Annotated in this window: 17 protein-coding genes; 2 read left to right on the forward strand and 15 right to left on the reverse strand. The window is 69.3% G+C overall.

The features are described from left to right. The first annotated feature begins 144 nt into the window (after window positions 1–144). Window positions 145–1,818 carry a BBE domain-containing protein gene (locus tag DK459_RS17720; RefSeq protein ID WP_053501093.1) on the forward strand — a complete coding sequence of 558 codons (1,674 nt, stop codon included), beginning with the start codon at window positions 145–147 and terminating at the stop codon, window positions 1,816–1,818. A gap of 79 nt (window positions 1,819–1,897) precedes the next feature. On the opposite strand, the gene hutG is transcribed toward DK459_RS17720, so the two are convergent. The 10 genes from hutG to mltG all read right to left on the reverse strand — a co-directional run bounded on the left by hutG (window position 1,898) and on the right by mltG (window position 10,768). Further along, window positions 1,898–2,848, reverse strand: a complete 951-nt coding sequence (gene hutG / locus DK459_RS17725) for a formimidoylglutamase (RefSeq protein WP_060720125.1) — start codon at window positions 2,846–2,848, stop codon at window positions 1,898–1,900. Next, window positions 2,845–3,627: an amino acid ABC transporter ATP-binding protein gene (locus tag DK459_RS17730; protein WP_020927398.1), complete on the reverse strand. Its 783-nt coding sequence runs from the start codon at window positions 3,625–3,627 to the stop codon at window positions 2,845–2,847. Before DK459_RS17730 ends, hutG begins: the two co-directional genes overlap by 4 nt. Continuing rightward, entirely contained in the window at window positions 3,624–4,292 is a 669-nt protein-coding gene (locus DK459_RS17735) for an amino acid ABC transporter permease (protein ID WP_006385307.1), read from the reverse strand. The genes DK459_RS17730 and DK459_RS17735 overlap by 4 nt, the downstream gene beginning before the upstream one ends. Next, window positions 4,289–5,032, reverse strand: a complete 744-nt coding sequence (locus DK459_RS17740) for a transporter substrate-binding domain-containing protein (protein WP_006385306.1) — start codon at window positions 5,030–5,032, stop codon at window positions 4,289–4,291. The genes DK459_RS17735 and DK459_RS17740 overlap by 4 nt, the downstream gene beginning before the upstream one ends. Before the next feature lie 122 nt (window positions 5,033–5,154). After that, window positions 5,155–5,892, reverse strand: coding sequence for an IclR family transcriptional regulator (locus tag DK459_RS17745; protein ID WP_006385305.1), 738 nt, complete (start codon window positions 5,890–5,892; stop codon window positions 5,155–5,157). 261 nt (window positions 5,893–6,153) lie between these two features. Then, the gene (locus tag DK459_RS17750) at window positions 6,154–7,077 is read right to left on the reverse strand and encodes an ankyrin repeat domain-containing protein (RefSeq protein WP_110134953.1); all 924 of its coding nucleotides are present in this window, start codon (window positions 7,075–7,077) and stop codon (window positions 6,154–6,156) included. Window positions 7,078–7,116: 39 nt separating this feature from the next. Further along, window positions 7,117–7,887, reverse strand: coding sequence for a TatD family hydrolase (locus DK459_RS17755; protein WP_110134954.1), 771 nt, complete (start codon window positions 7,885–7,887; stop codon window positions 7,117–7,119). A 75-nt stretch (window positions 7,888–7,962) separates the two neighbouring features. Beyond that, a complete protein-coding gene (gene holB, locus DK459_RS17760; protein ID WP_110134955.1) occupies window positions 7,963–9,012 on the reverse strand; it encodes a DNA polymerase III subunit delta' in 1,050 nt (349 codons plus the stop codon). Continuing rightward, window positions 9,009–9,632 carry a dTMP kinase gene (gene tmk, locus DK459_RS17765; protein ID WP_054517324.1) on the reverse strand — a complete coding sequence of 208 codons (624 nt, stop codon included), beginning with the start codon at window positions 9,630–9,632 and terminating at the stop codon, window positions 9,009–9,011. Before tmk ends, holB begins: the two co-directional genes overlap by 4 nt. After that, window positions 9,629–10,768 (reverse strand): endolytic transglycosylase MltG, encoded by a 1,140-nt coding sequence (gene mltG / locus DK459_RS17770; protein WP_110134956.1) that lies wholly within the window; start codon window positions 10,766–10,768, stop codon window positions 9,629–9,631. The genes tmk and mltG overlap by 4 nt, the downstream gene beginning before the upstream one ends. A 157-nt stretch (window positions 10,769–10,925) precedes the next feature. Between mltG and DK459_RS17775 the strand changes: the two genes are divergently transcribed. Further along, window positions 10,926–11,924 carry a folate-binding protein YgfZ gene (locus tag DK459_RS17775; protein ID WP_024068662.1) on the forward strand — a complete coding sequence of 333 codons (999 nt, stop codon included), beginning with the start codon at window positions 10,926–10,928 and terminating at the stop codon, window positions 11,922–11,924. Window positions 11,925–11,930: 6 nt separating this feature from the next. Here DK459_RS17775 and DK459_RS17780 read toward each other — a convergent pair whose 3' ends face one another. The 5 genes from DK459_RS17780 to DK459_RS17800 all read right to left on the reverse strand — a co-directional run bounded on the left by DK459_RS17780 (window position 11,931) and on the right by DK459_RS17800 (window position 16,414). Beyond that, the gene (locus DK459_RS17780; RefSeq protein WP_024068661.1) at window positions 11,931–12,620 is read right to left on the reverse strand and encodes a VIT family protein; all 690 of its coding nucleotides are present in this window, start codon (window positions 12,618–12,620) and stop codon (window positions 11,931–11,933) included. A gap of 57 nt (window positions 12,621–12,677) precedes the next feature. Next, window positions 12,678–13,115: a PaaI family thioesterase gene (locus DK459_RS17785; RefSeq protein WP_020927391.1), complete on the reverse strand. Its 438-nt coding sequence runs from the start codon at window positions 13,113–13,115 to the stop codon at window positions 12,678–12,680. Window position 13,116: 1 nt separating this feature from the next. Beyond that, window positions 13,117–14,007, reverse strand: a complete 891-nt coding sequence (mmsB, locus tag DK459_RS17790) for a 3-hydroxyisobutyrate dehydrogenase (protein ID WP_024068660.1) — start codon at window positions 14,005–14,007, stop codon at window positions 13,117–13,119. Between the two features lie 80 nt (window positions 14,008–14,087). Continuing rightward, window positions 14,088–15,263 carry an enoyl-CoA hydratase/isomerase family protein gene (locus tag DK459_RS17795; protein WP_006385173.1) on the reverse strand — a complete coding sequence of 392 codons (1,176 nt, stop codon included), beginning with the start codon at window positions 15,261–15,263 and terminating at the stop codon, window positions 14,088–14,090. After that, window positions 15,260–16,414 carry an acyl-CoA dehydrogenase family protein gene (locus DK459_RS17800; protein ID WP_006385174.1) on the reverse strand — a complete coding sequence of 385 codons (1,155 nt, stop codon included), beginning with the start codon at window positions 16,412–16,414 and terminating at the stop codon, window positions 15,260–15,262. Before DK459_RS17800 ends, DK459_RS17795 begins: the two co-directional genes overlap by 4 nt. Window positions 16,415–16,571: the final 157 nt, after the last annotated feature.

The following is a 16,571-nucleotide window of genomic DNA, read 5'->3' on the forward strand; positions in this document are numbered from 1 at the left end:
CGTCATCCAGTTGAATCAGAATCAACCGGCCCCGGTTTTAGCGGTACCCGGCACCGGCGGCTTCCAAAGCTTGTCATCCCGCGTTGCCGGCGGGCGACCCCCGCTTGCATCCTGCACTTATGAAAATCAACCATAGAGGTGCGCATGTCGGATTTTTCCCTGATTGACAGCAATGACCCGCGTTACGCAACCCTGCAAAAGGGTTTCAACCTGCGCTTCCCCACCACGGGCCAGGGCGCCAACGCCATCTATGTCTGCAAGACCCCGCAGGACGTGCTGGACGCGGCCAACGCCGCGCTGGCCCAGGGCTGCCGCATCACGGTGCGCAGCGGCGGCCACTGCTACGAAGGTTTCGTCGCCAACAAACTGCCCGAGGACCACGGCCAGCCGCTGGCCATCATCGACCTGAGCCTGATGACCGGCCTGCGCTACCGCGAGGCCGGCGACATTGCCTCGCCCTGGAACCCCGCCGCCCGCTACCGTTTCGCGGCCGCGGCGGGCAACCAGAACTGGGACGGCTACCTGGACCTGTACAAGACCGCCAACCGCACCCTGCCCGGCGGCTCGTGCTATTCGGTCGGTTCGGGCGGCCACATCGTCGGCGGCGGCTACGGCCTGCTATCGCGCCTGCATGGCCTGACGGTGGACTGGCTGTCGGGCGTGGACATCCTGGTGCCGCAGGGCCCGGGTTCGCGCAAGCTGGTGCCCAAGCATGTCAACCTGCACAGCGCCGGCGCCGACCGCGACCTGTTCATCGCCTGCCGCGGCGGCGGCGGCGGCAACTTCGGCATCATCCTGACCTACTACTACGCCGAACTGCCGGTCGCGCCGCAGGAGGCCTACTGGCTGTCGCTGTCCTATCCCTGGGCCAGCTTCGGCACCGGCACGGCCGGCCGCGCCAACTTCGCCCGCTTCATGCGCGCCTACTGGCAATGGTTCGCCGACCATGACGCGGACTGGAACAGCCCCGATCCGGCCAAGGCCAACGGCGGCCTGTTCACCTTGCTGAAGGTGCAGCACCGTTCCACCGGCGACGTGGTGCTCAGCATCCAGTACACGGGCAAGGACGGCAAGGTGGGCGGCGCGCGCGACCAGCCGTTCCTGGATTTCGTCGCCACCATGAACGCGGCGGCCGGCGCGGCGCCCGGCGTCAACCTGGCCACCAGTTGGCACGGCCCGTCGCACCGCATGGCCGAACCGGCCCCGCGCCTGCTGGCGCACGCCGTGAACGATGCGCAGAAGATGGACTGGCTGTGGCTGACGCAAAGCATCAACGGCTCGGGCAGCAACCAGCGCGGCAAGTACAAGTCCGCGTATCACAAGGCCAATTTCAGCGACGTCGAAATCATGGCCATGTGGGAGTACCTGAACGGCTCGGACGACCCGCGCCTGAACCAGGCGCTGGTGCAGATCGACTCGTACGGCGGCCGCATCAACCGCAACGACGAAGCCGCCAACCCGACCAGCGTATGCCAGCGCTCGTCGCTGCTGAAGTCGCAGTTCCAGGTGTACTGGACCGACCCGGCCCAGGACGCCTTCCACATCAAGTGGATCGCCGACCTGTACGACGAGTACTTCGCGCAGTACGGCGGCAAGCCCAGCAACCAGCCGGGTTCGCCGTTCGAGGGGTGCTACATCAACTACCCCGACACCGACATGAAGTACACCGACGCCAGCCACACCCAGGTCGACCCGCAATGGCTCGACCTGTACTACGGCAACAAGACCGCCGCGCTGATCGCCACCAAGCGCAACGTCGACCCCGACAATCTCTTCCATCACGAGATGTCGATCCCGCTGGTTGCGCCGCAGGCGTAAAAAGGCCCGCCGTCACGCTCGCCCCGGCGGGCATGACGGCGGGCCCGGGTGCGCGGCGGACGTTGCGCCGCGCACCGTGTCATGCGGACAGCAGTTGCCAGGCCAGGCGCGCCGCCGCGCGGGCGCCATGGCCGTCGATGTCGAAGCGCGGGTTGTACTCGGCCATGTCGGCCAGGCGCAGCTTGCCGCTGGCCTTGACGCGCAGCACGATCTCCTCGATCACCGCCATCGGCACGCCATAGGGCGCCGGCGCCGACACGCCCGGCATCACCGCCGCCGGCAGCACGTCCAGATCGATGGTCAGGTAGACATGGCGGGCCCGCGCCAGCAAGGCATCGACATTGGCCAGGCGCGCCGCCAGGTGGCGTTCCTGCATGTCGCGGTCCTCGACCCACACCGCGCCCACTTCCGCCGCGCGCGCATACAGCGCCGGCGTATTGGCCAGCCGCGACACGCCCAGGCAGGCGTATTGCAGCGCCAGCTCGTGCGCCTCGCAGTAATGCGCGATCTGGTCGAACGGCGTGCCGGAACTGCCCGGCCGGCCGGTGCGCAGATCGAAATGCGCGTCCAGGTTCAGCACCAGCACCGGCCCGTCGTCGCCGCGGTCGGCCAGCCAGCGCGCCAGGCCCTGGAAGCTGCCCCAGGCGATTTCGTGGCCGCCGCCCAGCACCAGCGGGCGGGCGCCCTGGCGCAGCAGGTCGGCCACCGCCAGGCCCAGGCGCTCCTGCGCGTCCTCCAACTGGTCCCCCTCGCTGGCCACGTCGCCCGCGTCCAGCAGGCGCGTCAGGCCGTGCGCCGGCAGGCCGGCCATGTACTTGCGGATGCCGGCCGGGCCGGCGGCCGCGCCGACGCGACCCTGGTTGCGGGCCACGCCCGCATCGCAGGCGAATCCCAGCAGCACCGGCTCGCCCGCGGCCGGCGCCTGGCCCGCGGCCGGCTCGACGATGTGCGCCAGGCGGCGCGTGTCGCCGCGCTCGGCGCTGTCGTCGCGCGCGGTCCACAGGCTCTTGTCGAATTGCACCGCCGTCATGCCGCCCCCTGCCCCGCGCTCAGCACGGCCTGCAGGAATTCGCGGGTGCGGGCCTCGCGTGGCTGGCTGAAGATGACCTCGGGCGCGCCCGACTCCAGGATCACGCCGCCGTCCATCACCGCGACCACGTCGGCCACGTCGCGGGCAAAGCCCATTTCGTGGGTCACGACCATCATGGTCATGCCTTCGCGCGCCAGCAGTTTCATGACCTGCAGCACTTCGCCCACCAGCTCCGGATCCAGCGCCGAGGTCGGTTCGTCGAACAGCATGACCTTGGGCTGCATCGCCAGCGCGCGGGCGATCGCCACGCGCTGCTTCTGGCCGCCCGACAGGCTGGCCGGCATGGCCGACATCTTCTGCGCCAGGCCGACCTTGCGCAGCAGGTCCTCGGCCAGCGCGTTGGCCTCGTCGCGGCCCATGCCGCGCAGCTTGCGCGGCCCGACGGTGACGTTGTCCAGCACCGACAGGTGCGGGAACAGGTTGAAGCCCTGGAACACCATGCCGACCTGCATGCGCAGGCGGTTCAGTTCGGCCTCGGGCAACAGCTCGCCTTCGTTCTGTAACGTCTGGCCGCAGATCTCCACGGTGCCGCCCTGGGCCACTTCCAGCCCGTTGCAGCAGCGCAGCAAGGTGCTTTTGCCCGAACCGCTGGGGCCGATCACCACCACCACCTGCGACGGCAGCACATCGAAGTCGATGCCGCGCAGCACGGCGTGGTCGCCGTAGGATTTCTGCAGGCCGCGGATGCGGATCATTTCTTTCGGATTCGCGGCGTTCATTGCACCATCCCCCCCGCGCGCAGGCGTTGCTCGATCCTGCGCAGTATCAACATGGCGGCCGTGGTCAGGACCAGATAGATCAGCGCCACCACCAGATAGGTTTCCAGCGAGCGGTACGACACGCTGATGATCTTCTGCCCTTCGTGCATCAGGTCATGGATGGTCAACAGCGACACCAGCGCCGAATTCTTGATCAGCGCGATGAACTCGTTGCCCAGCGGCGGGATCATGCGCACCACCGCCTGCGGCAGGATGATGATGCGCATGGCCTGGCCCGACGACATGCCCAGCGAGCGGGCGGCCTCGGTCTGGCCGCGGTCGACCGACTGGATCGCGCCGCGCACGATTTCCGACACATAGGCGCCGGAATACATGCCCAGCCCCAGCACGCCGCAGGCGAACGCCGGCAGCGTCACGCCGAACTGCGGCAGGCCGAAGAACCAGATGAACAGCTGCACCAGCAGCGGCGTGCCGCGAAAGAACAGCAGGTAGACGCTGCACAGGTTGTAGATGATGCTGCGCTGCGGGTTGAGCCGGCCGACGCCGACCAGAAGGCCGATGACACAGCCCAGCAGCAGGGCACCGGCGGTCACCTCGATGGTGACCACCGCGCCGCGCACCAGCGCGTCGAAGTCGGCGAAGACGGGAGCAAAATCCAGGTTCATTTCGCGGGCGCCTCGAACCACTTGTTGACGATGGCCTGGTAGCTGCCATCGGCCTTGATCTTCTGCAGCGCCTCATTCAGGCCGCGCGTCAGTTCCGGCTTGTTCTTGGGCACGGCGATGCCGTAGTCCTCGGTGGTGATCTGGTCGGCCAGCACGGTCAGGTCGGTGGTGCTCTGGGCGAACAGCTTGGCGGCCGGCTTGCCGGTGACGGCGGCATCGGCGCGGCCGATCTGCACCAGGTTGAACATCTCCTGGTTCTTCTCGACCTCGACGCGCTGCACCGACGGGTAGTGTTCCTTCAGGTAGTTGACCGACTTGGTGCCGACCTGCACCGACACCTTGCGGCCGTCCAGGTCCTTCAGGGTCTTGACCGGACCGTCCTTCTTGGTCAGCACCACCAGGCCGCCGGCGTAGTACGGGTCGGTGAAGTCCACCACCTTGCTGCGCTCGGGCGTGATGTAGATGGCGGACACGGCGATGTCGGCGCGGCCGGCCTGCAGGGCGGGAATCAGGCCCTTGAAGTCGATGTCGATCCATTCGACCTTCTTGCCCATGGCGGCGGCCAGGGCCTCGACCAATTCGATGTCAAAGCCGGTGCGCTTGCCGTCCTTGACGAACTCCATGGGCGGGAAGGTGGCGTCGGTCACGGCGCGGATGGTTTCCTGGGCGTGGGCGGTGCCCATGCTCCAGGCCAGGCCCAGGGTCAGGGCGGCGGTCAACAGGGTGCGGCGAGTAGTCATGGCGAATCCTGAAAGAAAAAGTGGATGCGGATACGGCGATCGGAGCGGCGTAACGGGTGTGGCGGTGTCTAGAGATGAGGCGGGAATGGCGGGGACAACGAGGAATCCGGGTACGAAATAGGTCAGTGCGCCTGCAACTTGCCCGAGATGCGGCGGGCGGCGGCGACGGTCAGGTCGATGAAGGCCTGCGGCCGCTGGGCGGCGCGGGTGGACGGCGCCATCAGCGTGATGGAGGCCACCGCCTGGTTGGCGCGCTGGAAGATCGGCACGCTCACGCCCCAGACGCCGGCGTCGACTTCGCTGTCGGTCACGGCATAACCCTGGGCGCGGATGGCCTCCAGTTCGTCGGCCAGGCGCGCCGGGTCCAGGCCCGATTCCCTGGCCAGCACGGCCAGCGCAGCCTGCAGCCGTGCCGCCGGCATGAACGCCAGCAGCGACTTGGCCGAGGCGCCCCGCGCCAGCGGCAGGCCGCGGCCCTTGGTGAAGGAGCACCGCAGCGGGTGCTGGCTTTCGACCATGTCCAGACATACCGCCTGGTCCTTGACGGCCACCAGCAGGCCGATGGTCTCGCCCGACGCCGCCGCCAGGGCGGCCATGTCCGGCTGCGCTTCGTGGATCAGGAACGAAGACTGGTCGAAGCCCCAGGCCAGTTGCACGCACAGCGGGCCGGGGCCGTATTCACCCTCATGCTCGGCGACGAAGCCCCAGCGCTTGAGCAGCGCCACCTGGCGGTACAGGGTGCTCTGGGCCAGGCCGGTCTTTTCCGCCAGCGCGGCGATGCTCAGGGGGCCGTCGTGCCGGGCCAGCGTGGCCAACACGTACAGCACGCGGTCCGCGCCCGCCCCTACCGACTGATCCATCGAAAAGCACTCCAGATGTTGATGGCCGCCAGATTATCAATTCATGGTGTAAAAACGGAAAACATTTCCCACCAATTGAGAATAACAAGGGAAAACCCCGAACAAAGGATGCGAAAAATCCGACGCGGCACGGCTTGAGCCGGTCTCGCGGGGCCATGCGCGGGAGGCCGTCGATCCTCGCGCCCTCCCCGCGCGCCGGCCGGACGGCCAAGAAAAAACCCGCCATCGGGCGGGTTTGCAAGAAAGCGGGACCGCAGGCGCTCAGGGCGCCGCAGGCTGGTCGTAGTTGTTCAACCGCACGCCCGACACGCCACCGACGCTGGACGCGGACTTCGGGCTGGCGTCCTGCGCGGCGGGGGCTGGCGAGGACGCCTGCGCCGGCGCGGCGGGCGTTGCGTCCGTGGCAGCGGGCATCGCGGCGCCCGCGACGTCGCCGTCCGCGGCTCCCGGCACCGGCGCCTCGGGTTCGGGCGGCGTGCTGGCGCGGCGGGCCCGTTTGGCGTCCTCCTGCTGGGCGATCAGGGTCTTCAATTCCGCGGCCAGCTTGGCGGACTTGCCCGTGGTCGCCCAATCGGACGCGTCCTGGCCCTTGGTGTCGCGCGTGGTGACGTCGGCCCCCGCCTTCAACAGCAGGTCCACCATTGCCCTGTTGCCCGACAGCGCCGCCATCATCAACGGCGTCTCGCCGTTGGGCGCGGGTGCGTTCACCATGGCCTTGTTGTCCAGCAACAGCCGCGCCATCGCCAGCTGGCCCTTGGACGCGGCATAGTGCAGCGGCGTCCAGCCCAGGCGATTGACCTGGGCCCCGCGCGCCATCAGGCTGCGGGCACGGTCGACCTGGCCGGCGATGGCCAGGTACATCAGCGGGGTCTCGCCCGCCGGATTCTCGGCATTGACGTCGGTGCGCGGATTGGCCGCCAGCGCGTCGAAGACCTTCCAGGCGCCATCCACCACCGCCCGCATCAGGGCCGGCTGGCCGTTGCGGTAGCGCACGTTGGGATCGGCGCCCCGAGCCAGCAGTTCATTGATCTCGTCGGGGTAATCGTTGGCAACGTAGACCCACCAGTCCGAGGGATTGGCCGCCGCCTGGGCGGCCGGCGCCGCCACGGCGACACACAGCGCCAGCAGCGCGCCGCGGCAATGGGAAACAAGGCGGTGACGGGAGAACGCGTTGCGGGCAGCCATGGTCATCCTGATAAATTACTTTAGATATTTGACTTTAGATTATCTCTTTATCTTACTGAAAAGATTAAAGAAATTATCGGTTGACGCCCGCGCCACCTCGGCCACGCTGATACCCTTGAACTCGGCGATCTTCTCGGCCACGTGGATCACCTTGGACGGATCGTTGAGCTTGCCCCGGTACGGCACCGGTGCCAGGTACGGCGAATCGGTCTCGATCAGCAGCCGGTCCAGCGGCACCTTGGCGGCGACCTCGTGCACCACGTGGGCGTTCTTGAAGGTCACGATGCCGGACAGGGAGATGAGGAAATTCTGGTCGAGCGCGGCCTGGGCCACTTCCCAGGTCTCGGTGAAACAGTGCATCACGCCGCCGACCTCGGCCGCGCGTTCCTCACGCAGCATCCGCACCGTGTCCTCGGCCGAGGAACGCGTATGCACGATCAGCGGCAGCCCGGTGTCGCGCGCCGCGCGGATGTGGCGGCGGAAACGCTCGCGCTGCCAGTCCAGCGGCTCGGACAGGCGGTAATAGTCGAGCCCGGTCTCGCCGATCGCCACCACCTTGGGATGCGCCGACAGGCGCGCCAGTTCCTCCGGCTCCGGATCGGGCGTGTCTTCGTAGTCGGGATGCACCCCGACCGAAGCCCACAGGTTGGGCTGCGGCTCGACCAGCGACATCAGGCCCGGCCATTCGGGCATGTTGACGCTGACCACCAGCGCGTGGGTCACCTGGTTGGCGGCCATGCGATCGAGGATCGCGGGCAGGTCGGCCGCCAGCTCGGGAAAGTTCAAATGGCAGTGTGAATCGACGTACATGAGGCTTGGATCAGGGATGGCGCGACGCCGCCGCGGCCACCCGGGCGGGGTGGCGGGCGGCGGCGTCACGACGGGTTATGCCTGGCAGGATAGCACCACGCGCTGCAGCGTCGCGTGGGCGAAAAGCTTGCCGTTCAGGGGGTGCGTGGCCAGCGCGCGCTGGCGCGTGAGCCAGCGCGCCGCTTCGGCGGCGCGCGCGGTGTTCATGCGCCCCGCCACCTCGGCCACGGCCGCCGCCAGCGTCGGGAAATAACGCACCGGCGCCCCGGCGGCGGCCAGCATCAGATCGGTATACAGGCGCTGCAAGGCGTCGATCCACTCGGCGGGCGCGGCCTTTTCCAGGGCCTCGGCCAGGGTGCCGACGTCCGGCGCCTGGCCCTTGGCCAGGGGGCCGACCAGTTGCGTCAGCCATGGCGGGCAGGGCGTTTCCGCATGCTGCGCCAGGCGCAGCGCCGCCAGCGGCGCGCCGCCCGCGGCGGCCAGCCATTCGCGCGCCGGCTCCACGTTCTGGTCGCGCAGCCATTGCAGCGCGGTGTCGGGATCGGGCGCCGGCAGCGGCAGGCGGCGGCAGCGCGACACCAGCGTCGGCAGCAGGCGATCAGGCGCGTCCGCCACCAGCAGGAACACGGTGTGCGGCGGCGGCTCTTCCAGCACCTTGAGCAGGGCATTGGCCGACACCACGTTCAGCGCGTGCGCCGGATACAGCAGCGCCACGCGCCAGCCGCCCCGGTGCGTGGCGGTGTTGAACCAGGATTCCAGCGAGCGGATCTGGTCGATGCGGATTTCCTTGGACGGCGCCTTCTTAGCCGCGCCGGTGGCGGGTTCGGCGTCTTCCGAGACCTCGGCGGCGTCGGCCCCCTCCTCGACCGCCACGGCCTCGGGCCGGATGCGGCGCAGGTCGGGGTGGTTGCCGCTGGCGAACCAGGCACAGGCGGCGCAATGGCCGCAGGCCAGGCCGTCCTGCGGCGTCTCGCACAGCAGGCTGGCGGCGGCGGCCACCGCGAAATCGAGCTTGCCGATGCCGGCCAGGCCATGCACCAGCCAGGCATGGGCGAAGCGCTCGCGGTTGCCGAGCCAGGCGCGCGCCGTCTCCATCTGCCAGGGCAGGAACTGGGGCGCGCTCATGGCCGGACCGCCACCAGTTCGCGCAGCCCGGCTTCGAGTTCGGCGCGGATCGCGGCAATCGCGCGGGTCGAATCGATCACGCGGATGCGGTCGGGCTCGGCCGCGGCGCGGGCCTGGTAGGCCGCGCGGGTGCGTTCGAAGAAGGCGGCGCCTTCGCGCTCGAAGCGGTCCGGCTCGCGGGCGTCGGCCAGGCGCGCGCGCGCCACCTCCAGCGGCACGTCGAACAGCCAGGTACGGTCGGGCCGGCCCGCCTGCATCCAGGTTTCCAGCGCGGCCACGCGTTCGGGGCCCAGGCCGCGGCCGCCGCCCTGATAGGCGTAGGTGGCGTCGGTATAGCGGTCGCACACCACCCACGCGCCGCGCGCCAGCGCCGGCTCGATGACCTGGTGCAAGTGCTCGCAGCGGGCCGCGAACATCAGCAATGTTTCGGTGTCCAGGCCCATCGGGTCGGTCAGAACCAGCGCGCGCAGCTTTTCGCCCAGCGGCGTGCCGCCGGGTTCGCGCGTGGACACCACCTCCAGGCCCTGGCCGCGCAGGAACTCGGCGATCCACTCGGTGTGGGTGCTCTTGCCGGCGCCGTCCACTCCCTCCAGCGTGATGAAACGTCCGCGTGAGGTCATTGCTCTTGTCCTTCTGCTGGCGCCGGATCGCTGTCCGGCGCGGGGGTGGATGCGGGTTCCGGGGCCGGCGCGCCCGAGGGCGCGGCCGGGGCCGGCGGCTTGCCGGTGGGGGCCGGCCGCGCCGCCGGGGTCTGGCCCAGGATATAGCGGGAGACGTTGCGATTGTGCTCGGACAGGTTCACCGAGAACTCGCTGGTGCCATTGCCGCGCGACACGAAAAACAGGAATTTGTGCTGCTCGGGCTGCACCGCGGCCAGCAGCGCCGCGCGGCCGGCGGCCGCGATCGGCGTGGGCGGCAGGCCCGGACGCGTGTAGGTGTTCCAGGGCGTGTCGGTCTGCAGGTCGCGCTTGCGGATGCGGCCCTGGTAGGCATCGCCCATGCCGTAGATGACGGTGGGGTCGGTCTGCAGCAGCATGCCGATCTTCAGGCGGTTGGCGAACACGCCCGCGACCCGGCGGCGGTCCGGGCCATGGCCGGTTTCCTTCTCGATGATGGACGCCAGCACCAGCGCCTCGTACGGCGTGGACAGCGGCAGGCCGGACTGGCGCTTGGCCCAGGTGTCGTCCAGGATGCGCTGGCCTTCCTGGTAGGCGCGGCGCAGCAGGTCGTAATCGGTGCTGCCCGGCGTGAAGACGTAGGTATCAGGAAAGAACAGGCCTTCCGGATGCTTGATGTCCGAGCCCAGGCGTTCCATCAGCGCCTCGTCGCTGATGTCGCCCAGCGTCTGCTTGACGTCCGGGTTCTCGCGCAGCGCCTGGCGGATCTGGCGGAAGGTCCAGCCCTCCAGGAAGGTGATCTGGCGCTGGGTCATGTCGCCGCGCGCCATGCGTTGCAGCAGCAGCCACGGCGTATCGCCGTTGATGGCCTGGTAGCCGCCCGCCTTGAGCAGCTTGTCCTGTTCCGACAGGCGCGCCATCCACACGAACCCCGGCTCCCAGACCGGCACGCCGGCCGCATTGAGCGCGCGCGCGACCGTGCGCGGGCTGCTGCCCGGGTCCACCACGAAATCGATCCTGTCGGCCGACAGGGGAATGGGTCGGTGCATCCAGTGCCAAGCCGCGCCGACAGCCGCGGCGGCGGCCAGCACGATGAGCAGGAAAGACCACAGGACGTAAAAACGGAGTCGCTTCTTCATAAGTGTGGGAAGTTTAATGGATCGCGCGCCCCTGTCGCTGCAAAACAAGGGCCGGAGCGCGTCACGCGCCCCTTTGCCCGTCGCGGGCATGGGCCTGCCGGAATGAGAACACAGCTATCATCAAGCCTTTGATGACGAGTCTCGGGCCTACCCAGCCATGCATGCTTTCTTTGCTTCGATCCCGGCGCGCGCCGAAGGTTGCGCGCAATGCGCCCCCCTGGAGGATTTCGCGGTTTTCGGCGCCAGCGGCGCCGACGCGCTGACCTTCCTGCACGGCCAGCTGACGCAGGACGTCACCGGCTTGCCGGCCGACGCCGCCCGCCTGGCCGGCTACTGCACGGCCAAGGGCCGCCTGCTGGCCACGCTGGTCATGTGGCGCGGCGCCGATCCGGCCGAAGACGCGCCGCGTCTCTACGGCCTGGTGCGCCAGGACCTGGCCGCGGCCCTGGTCAAGCGCCTGTCCATGTTCGTGCTGCGCGCCAAGGCCAGGCTGGCCCCGGCCGCCCTGCACGTCGCCGGCGTACAGGCCGCGCCGGCCCAGGTGGCCGCGCTGGAAGCCGCCGCCGGCGCGCTGCCGCGCGCCCCGTGGCAGCGCGCCGAGCTGCCCTCGGGCACCTGGATCGCCGCCCCCTCGGCCGACTCCGCGCTGCGCTGGTGGTGGATCGCCTCCGACGCGCAGCTGGCGGCGGCCGCGCCGCTGGCCGCCGTGCTCGGGCTGGCCCCGGCCGCCCAATGGCACGCCGCCGACCTGGCCGCCGGCATTCCCTGGATCACCACCGCCACCCAGGATGTCTTCATCCCGCAAACGGTCAACCTGGACCTGATCCAGGGCGTCAGCTTCACCAAGGGCTGTTATCCGGGCCAGGAAGTGGTGGCGCGCAGCCACTACCGCGGCACGGTCAAGCGCCGCATGGCCTTCGGCACCATTGCCGGCGCCGACCTGCCAGGCGCCGAGCTGGCCGGCAAGGACGTGTTCGACGCCACCCAGCCCGGCGAACCCGCCGGCCGCATCGTCGACGCTTCCCGCGCGCACGACACGGTATCGGTGCTGTTCGAAACCACGTTGGCCGCCCTGCCGGAAGGCGACCTGCGGCTGGGCGCGGTTGACGGCCCGCGCATCGCCACGGCGCCGCTGCCCTACGCCATCACGCCGTAACGGGCGTCAGACCACGGTGCCGAACAGGGCGCCGACGCCGGCGGTCACCGCCATCGCCAGCGCCCCCAGCACGGTCACGCGCAGCGCCGCCGGCGCCTTGGGCGCTCCCCCGGCCCCGGCGGCCAGGGCCCCCAGACAGGCCAGACAGGCCACCGACGCGGCGATCACCGAGCCGATCAGCGGCGCCCCCGGCACCAGCGCGGCCACCACCAGCGGCAACGCGGCGCCGCCGGCAAAGGAAGCGGCCGACGCCACCGCCGCCTGCACCGGCCGCGCGCGGTTGTGCATCGAAATGCCGAGCTCATCGCGCGCGTGGGCATCGAGCGCATCGTGGCGCGTCAACTGCCGCGCCACCTGTTCCGCCAGGTCGCGCGACAGGCCGCGTTCAACATAGATCTCGATCAGTTCCTCCAGCTCTTCGCCCGAATTGCGCTTGAGCGAACGCTGCTCCATACGCAGGTCGGCGGCCTCGATGTCCGATTGCGACCGCACCGAGACGTATTCACCGGCCGCCATCGACAGCGCGCCGGCCACCAGGCCGGCCAGGCCCGAGGTCAGCACCACCTCGTGCGCGGCCTGGGCGGCCGCCACGCCGGTGATGAGGCTGGCGGTGGACACGATGCCGTCGTTGGCGCCCAGCACGGCGGCGCGCAGCCAGTTGCTGCGGAAAATCCGATGGTGTTCTTTGGAAGGCATTGCCGTAGACCCGATCAAGGTGCGACAAGGCTTGCGGCGGCCCCCGCCGCAAGCGGCTCAACGCGGCGTCACGCGCACCGCGGTGAGCAAGCCTATCACGCAAAGCGTGGCCTGTTCGCCCTCGTAGGCATGCACTTCGACCTGGCAGATCGACAGGCGCTTGCCCGGCTTGACGACGCGGCCGCTGGCCACGTAGCGCTCGCCCTTGGCCGGCGCCAGGAAGTTCATCTTGAATTCCGAGGTCAGCACGTCCTCGCCCGGCTGGAACAGGCTGAAGGCGGCGTAGCCGCCGGCCGAATCGGCAATGGTGGTGGAGATGCCGGCATGCAGGAAGCCGTTCTGCTGGCACAGGTCGGCGCGGTACGGCAGGACGATGTCCACCCTGCCCGGCTCGACCACGTCCAGGCTGGCGCCGAGCAGCCGCATGATGCTCTGCCGCTCGAAGCTCGCCTGGACCCGCCCGGCCGGATCGGCGCAAGTGGCGGGCGTGGCCATGTCAGTCCTGGTCGCGCTTGACCAGGTTGACGATGCTGGAGAAATCCAGCCGGCCCGAGCCGCCCGCGCTGTGCAGCGAATACAGGTTGCGCGCCAGCTCGCCCAGCGGGATCGAGGCGCGCGCCGACAGCGCCGCCTCGGCCGCCAGGCCCAGGTCCTTGAGCATCAGGTCGACGCCGAAGCCGCCGGCATAGCCCTTGGAGGCCGGAGCATGCTCCATCACGCCGGGCCACGGGTTGTACAGCTCGGTGGCCCAGTTGCGGCCCGAGCTCTTGGCGATGATGTCCGACAGCACCTTGGGATCCAGGCCGTTGGCCACGCCCAGCGCCAGCGCCTCCGAAGTGCCGGCCATGAGGATGCCGAGCAGCATGTTGTTGCAGATCTTGGCGACCTGGCCGGCGCCCGCGGGGCCGGCGTGGAAGATGTTCTTGCCCATCTTCTCCAGCACCGGGCGGGCGCGCTCCAGCGCCGCGGCCTGGCCGCCGACGATGAAGGTCAGCGTGCCGGCGGCGGCGCCGCCGGTGCCGCCCGAGACCGGCGCGTCGATCATGGCGATACCGCGCACCTCGGCCGCCTGGGCCACCTTGCGGGCCGAGTCCGGCGCGATGGTGCTGCACTCGATCACCAGCGCGCTGGACGGGATCTTGCCCAGCAGGTCCTGGTCCAGGTACAGGCCTTCGACGTGCTTGCTGGCCGGCAGCATCGAGATCACCACCTCGGCGCCCTTGACCGCCTCGGCGGCCGAGGCCGCCGACTTGGCGCCCGCGTCGGTCAGCACCTTGACCGCCGCCGGCACCAGGTCGAACACCGTCAGGCTGTGGCCGGCCTTGACCAGATTCAACGCCATGGGCGCGCCCATGTTGCCCAAACCGATAAACGCGATACTGCTCATGATGTCCTGTCTCCTGTTGCTATTGCTGTAGGTATGAAATCAGTGTTGCGACGCGATGCCGGCCCGCTTCGCGGCGGGCGTCAGCGGCCTTCCTTGCCCAGGTCGTCCAGCGGATGCGGCTGGCCTTCGGGCCAGGGCTCGTCGAAGAACTTCTGCACCCAGGCCTCGGTGGCCATGTCCAGCACCGCGGGGTTCCAGCGCGGCTTCTTGTCCTTGTCGATCAGCAGCGCGCGGATGCCCTCGGCGAAATCGCCATGCGCGGTGCAATGCAGCGCGGCGATGTATTCGGCGCGGAACACGTCGTCCAACGACCGCAGCCGCATGCGCTGCTGCAGCGCGAACGACAGCCGCAGCGAGCCGGGCGAGCCGGCCAGCATGGTGCTGGCGGCGCGCGCCAGCCACGGATCGGCGTGGTCCTTCAGGCCGGCCAGTTCCTCGTAGATCTCGTCCAGGCGGTTGCCGCTGCACAGGCTGTTGATCAGGAACGAATGCTGGCGCAGGTTGCCGCCTTCCAGCGGCGCCTGCGGCTCCAGCGCAGTCAGGGCCCGGCGCAGCAGGCCGTCGTTGATCGAACGCGGTGGAATCGCGTCCTCGGCGCCGCCGCTGGCCTGGCCGGCCCAGGGTTGCTCTTCGAGCGAGGCCAGCAGCTTGGGCCAGTCCTCATGGTTCAGGCGGAAATCCGCCAGCCCGGCGAAGAACGCGTCGGCGGTGTTGATCTGCGCGCCCGTCAGCGCCAGGAACACGCCAGTGCGGCCCGGCATGCGGTTCAGCAGCCAGCTGCCGCCCACGTCCGGGAACAGGCCGATGGAGACCTCCGGCATCGCCAGCCGCGAGGTCTCGCTGACCACGCGGTGGCTGGCGCCCATCATCAGGCCGATGCCGCCGCCCATGACGATGCCATGGCCCCAGCACAGCACCGGCTTGGGGTAGCTGTGGATGCGGTAGTCCAGGCGGTATTCGTGTTCGAAGAAGCGGCGCGCGTAGGCATTGCCCCAGGCGCCCTTGCCGGCGTTCTCGGTCATGCTGCGGTACAGGCCGTGCAGGTCCCCGCCGGCGCAGAAGGCCTTTTCGCCGGCGCCCTGCAGCACCACCAGCGCCAGGCCCGGGTCACGCGCCCAGGCCTCCAGGCGCTCGGCCAGCAGGTCGACCATCTCCAGCGACAGGCCATTCAGGGTCTGCGGCGAATTCAGCGTCGCGATCCCGAAGCGCATTCCATTGGCGGCGGCCCTTTCTTCGAACAGCACCGGTGCATTCATCTTATGTCGGCTCCTTTTTCCAACAATTGGCGGGCGATGATCACGCGCATGATCTCGTTGGTCCCCTCCAGAATCTGATGTACGCGAGTATCGCGCACCAGACGCTCCAAGGGATAGTCCCGCAGGTACCCGTAGCCGCCATGGATCTGCTGCGCGTCCAGGCAGATCTGGAAACCCATGTCGGTGGCGAAGCGCTTGGCCATGGCGCAATAGGTGGCCGCGTCGGGCGCGCCCGCATCCAGCTTGCAGGCCGCCAGCCGCACCATCTGGCGCGCCGCCACCAGGTGGGTGGCCATGTCCGCCAGCTTGAACTGCAGCGCCTGGAATTCCGCCAGGCGGCGATTGAACTGGCGCCGCTCGTCCATGTAGCGGCGGGCCGCGTCCAGCGCGCCCTGGGCCGCGCCGACCGAGCACGTGCCGATGTTGATGCGGCCGCCGTCCAGGCCCTTCATGGCGATCTTGAAGCCCTCGCCCTCCTCGCCCAGCAGGTTGCCGGCCGGCACGCGCACGTTCTCGAACACGATCGGGCGGGTGGACTGGCTGTTCCAGCCCATCTTCTCTTCCTTGCGGCCGTAGCTGATGCCCTCGCTGTCGGCCGGGACGGCAAAGGCGCTGATGCCGCCCGCGCCCTCGCCGCCGCTGCGCGCCATCACCACCAGCAGGTCGGTGTCGCCGCCGCCCGAGATGAAGGCCTTGGCGCCGTTGAGCACGTAGTGGTCGCCCTGGCGCTGCGCCCGGGTCGACAGCGAGGCGGCGTCGGAGCCGGCGCCCGGTTCGGTCAGGCAGTACGAGGCCAGCTTCTGGCCGCTGGCCAGCAGCGGCCCCCAGGTCTCGCGCAGGGCCGGCTGGCCCCACTTGCCGACCATCCAGGTGGCCATGTTGTGGATCGTCAGGAACGCGGTGGTCGACGGGTCGACGGCGGCCATTTCCTCGAACACCAGGGTGGCGTCCAGGCGCGGCAGCCCCAGGCCGCCGATGTCCTCGCTGGCGTAGATGGCGCAGAAGCCCATCTCGCCGGCGCGCGCGAACGCCTCCTTGGGGAAGATGCCTTCGGCGTCCCAGTGCGCCGCGTGCGGCGCCAGTTCGCCTTCGGCATAGTCGCGCGCGGCCTGCGCGAACGCGCGCTGCTCGTCGGTCAGTTCCAAGTCCACAGCCTGTCTCCTGATGTAATCGGTATTGTCTGTTGGCGTTGCTGCCGTCTCGTGAACGCCAGCCAGGTCATTTTGACATGACGTTGACGTAAACGTAAGTGTGCGGCGCAGTCAATCTTACGCCGGAAGCGCCGGCGCGATTTGTCCTATTGATGAC

This window comes from Achromobacter sp. RW408 (assembly GCF_003184165.1).
Lineage (GTDB): Bacteria > Pseudomonadota > Gammaproteobacteria > Burkholderiales > Burkholderiaceae_B > Achromobacter > Achromobacter xylosoxidans.